At 52.8% G+C, this 12,906-nt stretch carries 10 protein-coding genes, 2 tRNA genes and 2 rRNA genes; 10 read left to right on the top strand and 4 right to left on the bottom strand.

What is annotated here, in order from left to right; translation table 11 throughout:
- The first annotated feature begins 17 nt into the window (after window positions 1-17).
- From FOC35_RS04725 to dkgB, 4 genes are all read left to right on the top strand, one after another.
- A 23S ribosomal RNA gene (locus FOC35_RS04725) occupies window positions 18-2,924 on the top strand.
- 94 nt (window positions 2,925-3,018) lie between these two features.
- Window positions 3,019-3,134 (top strand): 5S ribosomal RNA (rrf, locus tag FOC35_RS04720).
- Between the two features lie 190 nt (window positions 3,135-3,324).
- Window positions 3,325-3,401, top strand: a tRNA-Asp gene (locus tag FOC35_RS04715).
- 175 nt (window positions 3,402-3,576) lie between these two features.
- Entirely contained in the window at window positions 3,577-4,383 is an 807-nt protein-coding gene (dkgB, locus tag FOC35_RS04710; RefSeq protein ID WP_172568305.1) for a 2,5-didehydrogluconate reductase DkgB, read from the top strand.
- Window positions 4,384-4,389: 6 nt separating this feature from the next.
- Here the strand turns inward: dkgB and yafC are convergent, their stop codons facing one another.
- Window positions 4,390-5,292, bottom strand: a complete 903-nt coding sequence (yafC, locus tag FOC35_RS04705) for a DNA-binding transcriptional regulator YafC (RefSeq protein ID WP_016534999.1) — start codon at window positions 5,290-5,292, stop codon at window positions 4,390-4,392.
- A gap of 104 nt (window positions 5,293-5,396) precedes the next feature.
- Here yafC and FOC35_RS04700 point away from each other — a divergent pair, with 104 nt between their 5' ends.
- From FOC35_RS04700 to FOC35_RS04690, 3 genes are all read left to right on the top strand, one after another.
- Window positions 5,397-6,572, top strand: coding sequence for an MFS transporter (locus FOC35_RS04700; RefSeq protein WP_172568304.1), 1,176 nt, complete (start codon window positions 5,397-5,399; stop codon window positions 6,570-6,572).
- 144 nt (window positions 6,573-6,716) lie between these two features.
- Window positions 6,717-7,520 (top strand): endonuclease/exonuclease/phosphatase family protein, encoded by an 804-nt coding sequence (locus FOC35_RS04695; RefSeq protein WP_039897937.1) that lies wholly within the window; start codon window positions 6,717-6,719, stop codon window positions 7,518-7,520.
- A gap of 71 nt (window positions 7,521-7,591) precedes the next feature.
- Window positions 7,592-8,359 (top strand): class I SAM-dependent methyltransferase, encoded by a 768-nt coding sequence (locus FOC35_RS04690; RefSeq protein ID WP_172568303.1) that lies wholly within the window; start codon window positions 7,592-7,594, stop codon window positions 8,357-8,359.
- A gap of 45 nt (window positions 8,360-8,404) precedes the next feature.
- Here the strand turns inward: FOC35_RS04690 and mltD are convergent, their stop codons facing one another.
- Window positions 8,405-9,778 carry a murein transglycosylase D gene (gene mltD / locus FOC35_RS04685; protein WP_172568302.1) on the bottom strand — a complete coding sequence of 458 codons (1,374 nt, stop codon included), beginning with the start codon at window positions 9,776-9,778 and terminating at the stop codon, window positions 8,405-8,407.
- Between the two features lie 70 nt (window positions 9,779-9,848).
- Window positions 9,849-10,604: a hydroxyacylglutathione hydrolase gene (gene gloB / locus FOC35_RS04680; protein ID WP_172568301.1), complete on the bottom strand. Its 756-nt coding sequence runs from the start codon at window positions 10,602-10,604 to the stop codon at window positions 9,849-9,851.
- A gap of 36 nt (window positions 10,605-10,640) precedes the next feature.
- Here gloB and FOC35_RS04675 point away from each other — a divergent pair, with 36 nt between their 5' ends.
- The gene (locus FOC35_RS04675; protein ID WP_172568300.1) at window positions 10,641-11,408 is read left to right on the top strand and encodes a class I SAM-dependent methyltransferase; all 768 of its coding nucleotides are present in this window, start codon (window positions 10,641-10,643) and stop codon (window positions 11,406-11,408) included.
- Here FOC35_RS04675 and rnhA read toward each other — a convergent pair.
- Entirely contained in the window at window positions 11,356-11,832 is a 477-nt protein-coding gene (gene rnhA / locus FOC35_RS04670; protein WP_039897938.1) for a ribonuclease HI, read from the bottom strand. The genes FOC35_RS04675 and rnhA overlap by 53 nt on opposite strands.
- Before the next feature lie 66 nt (window positions 11,833-11,898).
- Here rnhA and dnaQ point away from each other — a divergent pair, with 66 nt between their 5' ends.
- Together dnaQ and FOC35_RS04660 are read left to right on the top strand one after the other, a co-directional pair.
- Window positions 11,899-12,630 carry a DNA polymerase III subunit epsilon gene (dnaQ, locus tag FOC35_RS04665; protein WP_016535007.1) on the top strand — a complete coding sequence of 244 codons (732 nt, stop codon included), beginning with the start codon at window positions 11,899-11,901 and terminating at the stop codon, window positions 12,628-12,630.
- A 134-nt stretch (window positions 12,631-12,764) separates the two neighbouring features.
- Window positions 12,765-12,841: transfer RNA gene (locus FOC35_RS04660), tRNA-Asp, on the top strand.
- Window positions 12,842-12,906 lie beyond the last annotated feature (65 nt).

Raw genomic sequence — 12,906 nt, 5'->3', positions numbered from 1 at the left:
ACATCTTCGGGTTGTGAGGTTAAGCGACTAAGCGTACACGGTGGATGCCCTGGCAGTCAGAGGCGATGAAGGACGTGCTAATCTGCGATAAGCGTCGGTAAGGTGATATGAACCGTTATAGCCGGCGATTTCCGAATGGGGAAACCCAGTGTGTTTCGACACACTATCGTTAAGTGAATACATAGCTTAACGAAGCGAACCGGGGGAACTGAAACATCTAAGTACCCCGAGGAAAAGAAATCAACCGAGATTCCCCCAGTAGCGGCGAGCGAACGGGGAGCAGCCCAGAACCTGAATCAGTTTGTGTGTTAGTGGAAGCGTCTGGAAAGTCGCAGGGTACAGGGTGATACTCCCGTACACTAAAATGCACATACTGTGAGTTCGAAGAGTAGGGCGGGACACGTGGTATCCTGTCTGAATATGGGGGGACCATCCTCCAAGGCTAAATACTCCTGACTGACCGATAGTGAACCAGTACCGTGAGGGAAAGGCGAAAAGAACCCCGGCGAGGGGAGTGAAACAGAACCTGAAACCGTGTACGTACAAGCAGTGGGAGCCTCATTTATGGGGTGACTGCGTACCTTTTGTATAATGGGTCAGCGACTTATATTCTGTAGCAAGGTTAACCGTATAGGGGAGCCGCAGGGAAACCGAGTCTTAACTGGGCGTTAAGTTGCAGGGTATAGACCCGAAACCCGGTGATCTAGCCATGGGCAGGTTGAAGGTTGGGTAACACTAACTGGAGGACCGAACCGACTAATGTTGAAAAATTAGCGGATGACTTGTGGCTGGGGGTGAAAGGCCAATCAAACCGGGAGATAGCTGGTTCTCCCCGAAAGCTATTTAGGTAGCGCCTCGTGAACTCATCTTCGGGGTAGAGCACTGTTTCGGCTAGGGGGCCATCCCGGCTTACCAACCCGATGCAAACTACGAATACCGAAGAATGTTATCACGGGAGACACACGGCGGGTGCTAACGTCCGTCGTGAAGAGGGAAACAACCCAGACCGCCAGCTAAGGTCCCAAAGTCATGGTTAAGTGGGAAACGATGTGGGAAGGCACAGACAGCCAGGATGTTGGCTTAGAAGCAGCCATCATTTAAAGAAAGCGTAATAGCTCACTGGTCGAGTCGGCCTGCGCGGAAGATGTAACGGGGCTAAACCATGCACCGAAGCTGCGGCAGCGACGCTTATGCGTTGTTGGGTAGGGGAGCGTTCTGTAAGCCGTCGAAGGTGGACTGTGAGGTCTGCTGGAGGTATCAGAAGTGCGAATGCTGACATAAGTAACGATAAAGCGGGTGAAAAGCCCGCTCGCCGGAAGACCAAGGGTTCCTGTCCAACGTTAATCGGGGCAGGGTGAGTCGACCCCTAAGGCGAGGCCGAAAGGCGTAGTCGATGGGAAACAGGTTAATATTCCTGTACTTGGTGTTACTGCGAAGGGGGGACGGAGAAGGCTATGTTAGCCGGGCGACGGTTGTCCCGGTTTAAGCATGTAGGCGGGAAGTTTAGGTAAATCCGGACTTCTGTTAACGCTGAGGTGTGATGACGAGGCACTACGGTGCTGAAGTAACAAATGCCCTGCTTCCAGGAAAAGCCTCTAAGCATCAGGTAACATTAAATCGTACCCCAAACCGACACAGGTGGTCAGGTAGAGAATACCAAGGCGCTTGAGAGAACTCGGGTGAAGGAACTAGGCAAAATGGTGCCGTAACTTCGGGAGAAGGCACGCTGTCGGTAGGTGAAACCCCTCGCGGGTGGAGCTGAAGGCAGTCGAAGATACCAGCTGGCTGCAACTGTTTATTAAAAACACAGCACTGTGCAAACACGAAAGTGGACGTATACGGTGTGACGCCTGCCCGGTGCCGGAAGGTTAATTGATGGGGTTATCCGCAAGGAGAAGCTCTTGATCGAAGCCCCGGTAAACGGCGGCCGTAACTATAACGGTCCTAAGGTAGCGAAATTCCTTGTCGGGTAAGTTCCGACCTGCACGAATGGCGTAATGATGGCCAGGCTGTCTCCACCCGAGACTCAGTGAAATTGAAATCGCTGTGAAGATGCAGTGTACCCGCGGCAAGACGGAAAGACCCCGTGAACCTTTACTATAGCTTGACACTGAACATTGAGCCTTGATGTGTAGGATAGGTGGGAGGCTTTGAAGCGTGGACGCCAGTCTGCGTGGAGCCAACCTTGAAATACCACCCTTTAATGTTTGATGTTCTAACGTAGACCCGTGATCCGGGTTGCGGACAGTGTCTGGTGGGTAGTTTGACTGGGGCGGTCTCCTCCTAAAGCGTAACGGAGGAGCACGAAGGTTAGCTAATCACGGTCGGACATCGTGAGGTTAGTGCAAAGGCATAAGCTAGCTTGACTGCGAGAGTGACGGCTCGAGCAGGTGCGAAAGCAGGTCTTAGTGATCCGGTGGTTCTGAATGGAAGGGCCATCGCTCAACGGATAAAAGGTACTCCGGGGATAACAGGCTGATACCGCCCAAGAGTTCATATCGACGGCGGTGTTTGGCACCTCGATGTCGGCTCATCACATCCTGGGGCTGAAGTAGGTCCCAAGGGTATGGCTGTTCGCCATTTAAAGTGGTACGCGAGCTGGGTTTAGAACGTCGTGAGACAGTTCGGTCCCTATCTGCCGTGGGCGCTGGAGAATTGAGGGGGGCTGCTCCTAGTACGAGAGGACCGGAGTGGACGCATCACTGGTGTTCGGGTTGTCATGCCAATGGCATTGCCCGGTAGCTAAATGCGGAAGAGATAAGCGCTGAAAGCATCTAAGCGCGAAACTTGCCCCGAGATGAATTCTCCCTGGGTCCTTGAGACCCCTGAAGGGACGTTGAAGACTACGACGTTGATAGGCTGGGTGTGTAAGCGTAGCGATACGTTGAGCTAACCAGTACTAATGACCCGTGAGGCTTAACCTTACAACACCAAAGGTGTTTTGCGAGACAAATCGATTTTCAGCGAAGTTCAGGATTGAACTGATGGTCACGAAGTGACGGTCAGTAACAGAATTTGCCTGGCGGCCGTAGCGCGGTGGTCCCACCTGACCCCATGCCGAACTCAGAAGTGAAACGCCGTAGCGCCGATGGTAGTGTGGGGTCTCCCCATGCGAGAGTAGGGAACTGCCAGGCATCAAATTAGCAGTAATGGTAGTAATACGAGGCAGTTCGCTACTCTCAGAGAGTAGGACTGACGAACCGAAAGGTGAGTCTGAACGCTGCGAAGCAGCGGCTCGTAGGGTGAACGCAAGTTCATCAACTGCCAGGCATCAAATTAAGCAGTAAACTGATGTAAAAATCAGTGGTTGTAAAGAAATTCGGTGGAGCGGTAGTTCAGTCGGTTAGAATACCTGCCTGTCACGCAGGGGGTCGCGGGTTCGAGTCCCGTCCGTTCCGCCACTTATTTAAGCCCTGAGTCTTAGACTCAGGGCTTTTTTGTATCAGAAATTCCTCAAAATAGCCATATTGTTGCTTTCTGAGCAAAAATCTTCTGCATTTATTCGTCTTTTTCGCCAAAGTTATCCTGGCCATAATCTTCCTCATACAAACGCACACCCTTTAATGAGGTATAAAAATGGCAATCCCTGCATTCGGTCTTGGTACTTTCCGCCTGAAAGACGACGTCGTCATCGCATCTGTTAAAACCGCTCTGGAACTCGGCTACCGTGCCGTAGACACCGCGCAAATCTATGATAATGAAGCGGCCGTTGGTCAGGCTCTGGAAGAGAGTGGAATTCCACGCGAAGAGCTCTTCATTACCACAAAAATTTGGACTGAGAACCTCAGCAAAGACAAGCTGATCCCAAGCCTGAAAGAGAGCCTGGCAAAGCTGCGTACTGACTACGTTGACTTGACTCTGATCCACTGGCCGTCACCGAATGATGCCGTACCGGTAGCAGAATTTATGCAGGCGCTGTTGGCCGCTAAAGAAGCCGGTTTGACCCGCCAGATTGGGATCTCTAACTTCACCGTCGAACTGATGCAGCAGGCAATTGATGCCGTTGGCGCAGAGAATATCGCGACCAACCAGATTGAGCTCTCTCCGTACCTACAAAACCGCACGGTCGTTGAGTGGGCGAAGCAGCATAACATCCACATCACTTCCTACATGACGCTTGCTTACGGCAAAGCGCTGGGTGATGAAACCATCGCTCGTATTGCGCAAAAACATCAGGCGACTCCGGCTCAGGTTATTCTGGCGTGGGCGATGGCTTTAGGCTATGCAGTCATCCCTTCTTCTACCAAACGCGCCAACCTGGAAAGTAACCTTCAGGCGCTGACTCTGAAGCTGGATGCAGAAGATATGGCAGCCATTGCGACTCTCGAATGCAATGACCGCCTTGTCAGCCCGGAAGGCCTTGCTCCGAAGTGGGATAATTAATCCTGACTACGGCCCCTTCGGGGGCTGTTTAACCGCATCACTGAGAAAATCAATAAACGCCCGGATGCGGGTACTTACCGCACGATCGCTGTAATATACCGCACTAAACGGCATTTCTACCGGCAAACGCTTGTCTGCTAGCAGCTCGACAAATTCCCCGCTTTCAATCTCCCTATCGATCATAAAGTCCGACAGACACGCGATGCCATTACCCGTCAGGCATAGCTGCTTGAGCGTTTCTCCGCTGTTTGATGACAGCCCCGGCGTTATCTCTAATAGCTGACCGTCGGCCTGGGCAACTGGCCAGCGGTTAAGTGAAGAAGGCTCTGTAAAACCCAGGCAAACGTGGCTGATGAGATCTTCGGCGCTTTGCGGTGTACCGCGCGCTGCCAGATAATCAGGCGAAGCGATAATCTTCCGATAGCTATTAAATAGTGGGCGTGCACGCAGGCTTGAGTCCGTGAGAGTGCCCACCCGAATAGCCACATCCACCTTGCGCTCAATCAGATTGATAAACGTCTCAGACGATACCAGTGAAAGCGTCATTTCCGGGTAGCGTTCGCGGAAAGGTTTGATGAGAGGCATCAGCAAATGCAGCATCACCGGCGTAGCGGCATCAATGCGTAATAGTCCGCGTGGCGTTTGCTTACTCTCCATCACTTCATTTTCTGCCGCTGCCATCGCCTGCAAAATTTGCTGCACGTTGCGAAAATAGCGCTCGCCTTCTTCCGTCAGGCTCAGCTGGCGTGTGGTTCGATTAAGCAGGCTAACGCCCAGCTTCATTTCCAGCTTCTTAACGGCTCTGCTTACCGCAGAGTTTGCCTGGCCTAGCTGCTCCGCTGCGCGGCTAAAACTGCCGCTTTCCACTACCGCAACGAATATCGCGAGTTCTTCAGAAGTAGCCTTCATTGTTGCTCCACAAGCAAAATTCTATTGAGATTTTACATATTTTTGTTATTTAAACATCCGGCCATACTACGTGTCATCAAAAGACACCTGTTATGGAGTAAATTATGCCTCTGGCGCTTCTCGCACTGACTATCAGTGCCTTCGCAATCGGGACTACCGAATTTGTTCTTGTCGGGCTGGTGCCCACCATCGCCGATCAGCTGGCTATTTCTGTGCCTTCCGCAGGGCTGCTGGTCTCTATATATGCTCTGGGCGTTGCTATCGGTGCGCCGGTACTGACGGCCCTGACCGGTAAACTGCCTCGTAAGCAGCTGCTTATTGGCCTGATGGCGCTGTTTACCGCCGGTAACGTGCTGGCCTGGCTGTCGCCTAATTATGAGACTCTCGTGGTTGCGCGTCTGCTCACTGGCCTTGCCCACGGCGTGTTCTTCTCTATTGGCTCTACCATCGCTACCAGCCTGGTACCAAAAGAGAAAGCCGCATCCGCCATCGCAATTATGTTCGGCGGCCTGACCGTCGCGCTAGTGACCGGTGTGCCGCTGGGAACCTTCATCGGGCAGCACTTTGGCTGGCGTGAGACTTTCCTTGCGGTATCGCTAATTGGCCTGATTGCGCTGGTGAGCAGCATGATCCTTATCCCGAAAGATATTCCAAACCGTGCGCTGGCGAGTATTAAGGAGCAATTGCAGGTATTAACCCACCCGCGCCTGGTTCTGATCTATCTGGTTACTGCTCTGGGCTACGGCGGCGTGTTTACCGCCTTCACCTTCCTTGCTCCGATGATGCAGGATCTTGCAGGCTTTTCACCTTCGGCAGTTAGCTGGATCTTGCTTGGTTATGGCGTATCCGTCGCTATCGGTAATATCTGGGGAGGCAAACTGGCGGACCGCCACGGCGCTGTTCCGGCATTAAAGTTCATCTTTGCTGCTCTGGCCGTGCTGCTGCTGGTATTCCAGTTCACCGCCCACTCACATATTGGCGCGCTGATTACGATTCTGATTATGGGGATCTTTGCTTTCGGTAACGTGCCAGGATTGCAGGTCTACGTGGTACAGAAAGCGGAACAGTTCACGCCTAACGCCGTCGATGTCGCCTCTGGACTGAACATCGCCGCATTTAACGTGGGTATCGCTATCGGCTCTGTTATTGGCGGCCAGACGGTACAAAACTATGGCCTGGCGCAGACTCCGTGGATCGGTGCCGTAATTGTTGTCTTTGCCCTGCTGTTGATTGGCGTGAGCGGTAAACTGGATAAGCGCTCTCGTGTAGCAATGGGTTGAATCTCCCGACAGGAGCGTAGCGTTTTACGCTCCTGAATTGCATTGGTTTGTAATGGTCGTTGAAAGTCTGCTCTAAAATCCCTATAACTGAAAGATAGCCCACGCCCTGTGGGCATTTTGAGTTACAGAGGTCGTCAGTCAAACGTGCACAAGAATACCTATGCCATGCGATATGTAGCCGGACAGCCAGCGGAGCGAATTTTGCCTCCCGGCTCGTTTGCTAACATTGGTCAGGCATTACCACCCGGTGAACCGTTGCCCGGTCAGGGCAATTTGCGGGTACTGGTGTGGAACATCTTTAAGCAGCAGCGGGCCGACTGGCTTTCGGTGCTGCAAACTTTCGGTAAAGATGCGCAACTGGTGTTATTGCAGGAAGCGCAAACCACCCCTGAATTAGTCAGGTTTGCCACCAGCAACTATCTGGCGGCCGACCAGGTTCCCGCTTTTGTGTTACCGCAGCACCCGTCTGGTGTCATGACGCTTTCTGCTGCTCATCCCGTTTATTGCTGCCCGCTTCGCGAACGCGAGCCTATCCTGCGCTTATCTAAATCTGCTCTGGTGACGGTTTACCCGCTTCCCGATGGCCGCATGCTGATGGTTATTAATATCCACGCGGTCAATTTTAGCCTTGGCGTAGATGTCTACAGCAAGCAACTGGGGCCGATTGGCGATCAAATCGGGCATCACAATGGGCCGGTTATTATGGCCGGTGATTTTAATGCCTGGAGCCGCCCGCGTATGAATGCCTTGTTCCGCTTTGCGCGTGAGATGACGCTGCGTGAAGTTCGCTTTACCGACGATCACCGCCGCCGGGCGTTTGGTCGTCCGCTCGATTTCGTCTTCTACCGTGGCCTGAATGTTACCGAAGCCTCCGTGCTGGTAACCCGCGCTTCCGATCACAACCCGCTACTAGTTGAATTCCGTCCCGGCAAGCCTGAGCTGAAATAAGGTTCGTCAGGTCTGCCGTTGGGCAGACCTGTGCGCTGCCCTTTTTCTTACTTAACCGCAAGGACATAACGATGACAACACAATCCCATCACGACAAAGTCGGTCAGCAGTTTGGTTCCCAGGCCAGCGCTTATTTAACCAGCACGGTTCATGCCTCCGGGCGGGATCTGGAGCGCCTTAGCGCTCGCCTGAACGATTTTCCTAATGCCGTTCTGCTGGACATGGGATGCGGGGCAGGGCATGCCAGTTTTATTGCTGCCGCAAAAGTTAAATCAGTCGTCGCTTACGATTTATCAGAGCAAATGCTGGCCGTAGTCGCGGATGCCGCAACCACGCGCGGCATTACCAATATCGCAACCCGTCAGGGCTACGCGGAAGAGCTGCCTTTCGATGATGGCACTTTTGATGTGGTGATTAGCCGCTATTCGGCGCACCACTGGCACGACGTCGGCCAGGCCCTGCGTGAGGTTAAGCGCGTCCTTAAGCCGGGTGGGGTGGCTATCTTTATGGACGTCACCTCTCCGGGGCATCCGGTGAAGGATATCTGGCTGCAAACGGTGGAAGCGCTGCGAGATACTTCCCACGTGCGCAACTATTCCAGCGGCGAGTGGCTGAGCCTGTTTAACGATGCAGGCCTGATGACCCGCAGCGTATTGTGCGACCGTCTGAACCTCGAGTTTTCCAGTTGGATAGCCAGAATGAGAACGCCGATAGTGCTGTCGGACGCTATCCGCGCCTATCAGAAAAGCGCCTCGGATGAGGTCAAACACTACTTTGAATTACAGCGGGACGGCTCGTTTACCAGCGATATCATTATGCTGGAGGCCTGGAAGGCGTAACGCAGAAAAGAAAAAGGCACCGGTAAGGTGCCTTTTTAGTGCTTATCAGGTCTCTGGTGAAGAATTACCGCTGACAAACAGCGTCAGCCGATCTCCAGGCTTCAGGTCATCTGTACTGCTGTTCCAGCGCATCACATCTTTGATGTTCACGCCATGACGTTTAGCAATACTCGACAAGGAATCACCCTTGCGCACCTGATAGGTGATGCTGCTATTGTCGGCTAACTGCGCGCCAGCATTATTCACGCTGAGCGTTTGCCCGACTTTCAGGTGCGTGCCGCGCAGTTTGTTCCACCTTTGCAAATCTTTGCTATTCACGCCGAGGCGGGAAGCGATGCTGGACAGGGTATCCCCGGAACGCACCTTATAAGATTTGTTGCCGCCCGCGCTGCTGCGGTTATCCGCAACTAACGTTGGCTGAACATCTGCAATCTCGCCGGAGGCGAGGGAGCTACGCAACTGTGCCGCGTGCTTTTTAGGCACCATCACATATTGCGGGCCGCTTTTCCCAACGGTTGAACTCTTCACGCCAGCGTTGAAGGTCTTCAGGTTGGTTAGCGACATGCCTGCCATGTCGGCAACCTGCGTTAACTCAACCGGATTGTTGACTTCAACACGCGCCAGCGCGCGGCTTTCATCCGTCGTCGGCAAACGTACACCGTACCTCTGGCTATTTTTGAGAATATCGCTCAAAGCCAGCATCTTCGGTACGTATACTTTTGTTTCTCGTGGCAGAGCAAGCGACCAGAAATCGGTAGGTTTACCCCGCGATTTATTCGCTTTAATGGCGTTCAACACCCGGCCTTCGCCGCTGTTATACGCCGCCACGGTCAACAACCAGTCGCCGTCAAACATCTTATTTAAACGCTGCATCATATCCAGCGCTGCGGTGGTTGAAGCCACTACATCGCGGCGTGCATCGTACGCTTTGGTCTGCTTAAGACCGTAATTGCGCCCCGTACTTGGAATAATCTGCCAAATGCCTGCGGCATTCGCGCTAGACGTCGCGTGGGGGTCAAAAGCGCTCTCCACTATGGGTAGTAGTACTAGTTCCATCGGCATGTTGCGTTTCTTAACCTGCCCGGCAATCCAGTACATATACGGCTCTGCCCGTAATGTTACATCGTGGAGATAGCTCTTATTACTCAGGTACTTCTGTTTCTGTTCGCGGATCCGGACGTTTTCCGGTATCCCCATCTTTAGCTCGTTGCCGATGAAGTTCCACAGGTTTTGATCTTGCGCGAGGAAGGTTCCATCATCCATCCATCGCGCAGAGGTCGCTCGACCCGTGTACTTTCCTGCTTCACCTTGACCAGCTGCAGACAGACTCTGTGCGTGCTGTTGAATGTTAGCGTCATGCTTTGACGCCTGGCACCCGACAAGCAAGACAGAGGCGAGTAGTATCGCTTTTGCCTTCATGTGTGTGTCAATGGTTGCTTAAAAGACGAGCGATAATACCGTCGCCTTTTCGACAACACAACCAGAAAATTCAGAAGCTGTCCTTCTTTGCCCTTAACCAGGCGAATATTTCCTGGGGTTGTTGCAAGTTTGTTTCTTTTTGGATTTTACTTTTTAAAACAGGCTCTTCCGTGCGTAAAAAAACATTTATCTGGCGTTCTGTTTGCAGCGAGGACGGCAAGGTTGAGTGGTTTTTTGCGCGTAACTCCTTCACTTTTCGGTAATATCCGACTATTTGCTCATCCTCGGGTAAAATACTTAAGGCAAACTTGATGTTGGATTCCGTATACTCATGTGCGCAACAAATTAATGTTTCCGCAGGGAGCTTGTTAAGCTTTTGAAATGAATTGAACATCTGCTCTGGAGTGCCTTCAAATAGCCTCCCGCAGCCGCCGGAAAACATTGTGTCACCGCAGAATAGATAAGGAAAATTAAAAAAGCAGATATGGCCTAAAGTGTGACCAGGTGTTGCTATAACGCTATATTCCTCGCCAAACAGACTAAACTTGTCGCCTTCGCCTACTATCCGGGTCGCGCCTTTCAGGCGGGTTTCTTCCGGGCCGTACACTTCAATCGCCGGGTATTTCTCTTTAAGCTGCACGACGCCGCCAACGTGGTCGGCATGATGATGCGTCAGCAAAATCGCCTCGGGCTGCCACTCGTTTTCCTCTATAGCTTTCAGTACCGGAGCGGCCTCGCCCGGGTCGACAATCACGCATTTTCCCGACTCGTTATTAAGCACCCAGATGTAGTTGTCCTGGAAGGCGCGAATACTGTTAAGATTCATAATTCAACCTCTCGTTAGGCTATTAGGAAAGTAGTGATGAAACCGGCAAGGATACCTGACATTCTCACTTCCCCCCATCACTGGGAGCAACTGCCCTGGGGAGAATACTACCGGGAAGCGCTCAACCAGCAGTTGCGCCCGTGGCTTGGCAAAATGTTCGGTTTTCACCTGCTGAAAATCGGTAATCTGAGTGCGGAGATAGACACCGAAGCCTGTGCTATTTCGCATCAGGTCAATGTGGCACTTCAGGGAGATAGTCTACAGGTGAATGCCGATCCGTTGCATTTGCCTTTCGCGGCAAAATCGGTTGATGCCTGCCTGCTGGCCCACACGTTGCCCTGGTGCCCGGACCCTCATCGCCTGCTGCGTGAAGTAGACAGAGTGCTGATTGACGACGGCTGGATTGTGCTCAGCAGCTTTAACCCCATCAGTTTACTGGGGCTGGGCAAGACAATCCCGTTCCTGCGCAAACGCGTGCCGTATAATAGCCGCATGTTTACCCCTATGCGTCAGTTTGACTGGCTTGCACTGCTTAACTTTGAAGTGATGTACCGGCGGAGTTTTCAGGTGCTGCCCTGGCACCGGCAGGGGGGAAAGATGTTGAGCACCCATTTACCGGCGCTCGGCTGTATGCACGTTATCGTGGCGCGTAAGCGCACGCTGCCGCTGACCCTGAACCCGATGAAGAGCCGCAAAGCGAAAAATCAGATTCGCTCCGCGGTAGGGGCGACGCGGCAGTATAGTGAAACCGTTAAGGCGCAGCCGCATCCGGCTGATAACCCACATCCTCACGAACAGGATTAGACGCAGCGTTGCGGGCCAGTTCGTCGCAGCGTTCGTTTTCAGGGTGGCCCGCGTGGCCTTTAACCCATTCCCACTTGATTTCGTGCTGGTTCAGCGCGGCATCCAGGCGCTTCCACAGATCGACATTCTTTACCGGTTTTTTGTCGGCCGTTTTCCAGCCGCGTTTCTTCCAGTTATGGATCCACTGGGTGATTCCCTGGCGCACATACTGACTGTCGGTGCTCAGCACGATATCGCACGGCTCGATAAGGGCTTCAAGCGCAACAATCGCGGCCATCATCTCCATGCGGTTATTGGTCGTAAGACGAAACCCTTCGCTAAAAATTTTTTCGTGTTGCTTGTACCGTAAAATTGCACCGTAGCCGCCCGGGCCTGGGTTACCCAGGCAGGAGCCGTCGGTGAAAACTTCTACCTGTTTACGCATCTCTGGTAGACTTCCTTTGATGAAAAAGCCAAGTCTGACATAAACGAGCGCGATGAGCACAGCTATATGATTTCTACAGCCACCAGACAGATAGTCCTCGATACCGAAACCACCGGTATGAACCAAATCGGTGCTCACTACGAGGGGCATCGCATTATCGAGATTGGTGCGGTTGAAGTTATCAACCGCCGCCTGACGGGCAATAACTTCCACGTCTACCTGAAGCCGGACCGGCTGGTGGACCCGGAAGCCTTTGGCGTTCACGGTATCGCCGACGAGTTCCTGGCAGATAAACCGACGTTTGACCAGGTGGCCGACTCGTTCCTCGACTACATTCGCGGTGCCGAACTGGTTATTCACAACGCATCGTTTGATATCGGCTTTATGGACTACGAGTTCAGCAAGCTGCGGCGCGATATCCCAAAAACAGAAACCTTCTGTAAGATTACCGACAGCCTGGCGATGGCCCGTAAGATGTTCCCGGGCAAGCGAAACAGCCTCGATGCACTCTGCTCGCGCTACGAAATAGACAATAGCAAACGTACGCTGCACGGCGCATTACTCGATGCCCAGATCCTCTCCGACGTCTATCTGATGATGACCGGCGGGCAGACATCGCTGAAGTTTTCTATGGAAGGGGATGTTCAGCAGCAGCAGGGCAATGATGGAATACAGCGCGTTGTGCGCCGGGCGTCGGGCATGCGGGTTATTCACGCCAGCGATGAAGAGCTAATTGCCCATGAATCACGCCTCGATTTGGTGCAAAAGAAGGGCGGAAGCTGCCTGTGGCGCAGCTAAAAATAGCTAAAATGAGTTAAAAATCATCACTCAGGTGGTTTTTAAAGCAAACGGTTAATTTTGTGATAAAAAGCATTGACGGTTTCCGGGGCAAACCGTAATATTCGCCTCGTTCCCGACGGGGAACAAAACGCGGAGCGGTAGTTCAGTCGGTTAGAATACCTGCCTGTCACGCAGGGGGTCGCGGGTTCGAGTCCCGTCCGTTCCGCCACAATTCAGAAGGCCTGAGTCAGCAATGATTCAGGCCTTCGTCGTTTCTGCCGTCCAGGTGGATAC

The sequence above is a fragment of the Cedecea sp. FDAARGOS_727 genome (assembly GCF_012273235.1).
Taxonomy (GTDB): domain Bacteria; phylum Pseudomonadota; class Gammaproteobacteria; order Enterobacterales; family Enterobacteriaceae; genus Cedecea; species Cedecea davisae.
Note: the sequence above shows the minus strand (reverse complement) of the source record. Positions and strands in the feature narration are given on the sequence as shown.

Excerpts from the sequence above, each read along its gene's own strand:
- dkgB (WP_172568305.1), top strand. The coding sequence starts at position 3,577 with ATGGCAATCCCTGCATTCGGTCTTGGTACTTTCCGCCTGAAAGACGAC.
- yafC (WP_016534999.1), bottom strand. The coding sequence starts at position 5,292 with ATGAAGGCTACTTCTGAAGAACTCGCGATATTCGTTGCGGTAGTGGAA.
- FOC35_RS04700 (WP_172568304.1), top strand. The coding sequence starts at position 5,397 with ATGCCTCTGGCGCTTCTCGCACTGACTATCAGTGCCTTCGCAATCGGG.
- FOC35_RS04690 (WP_172568303.1), top strand. The coding sequence starts at position 7,592 with ATGACAACACAATCCCATCACGACAAAGTCGGTCAGCAGTTTGGTTCC.
- mltD (WP_172568302.1), bottom strand. The coding sequence starts at position 9,778 with ATGAAGGCAAAAGCGATACTACTCGCCTCTGTCTTGCTTGTCGGGTGC.
- gloB (WP_172568301.1), bottom strand. The coding sequence starts at position 10,604 with ATGAATCTTAACAGTATTCGCGCCTTCCAGGACAACTACATCTGGGTG.
- FOC35_RS04675 (WP_172568300.1), top strand. The coding sequence starts at position 10,641 with ATGAAACCGGCAAGGATACCTGACATTCTCACTTCCCCCCATCACTGG.
- rnhA (WP_039897938.1), bottom strand. The coding sequence starts at position 11,832 with ATGCGTAAACAGGTAGAAGTTTTCACCGACGGCTCCTGCCTGGGTAAC.
- dnaQ (WP_016535007.1), top strand. The coding sequence starts at position 11,899 with ATGATTTCTACAGCCACCAGACAGATAGTCCTCGATACCGAAACCACC.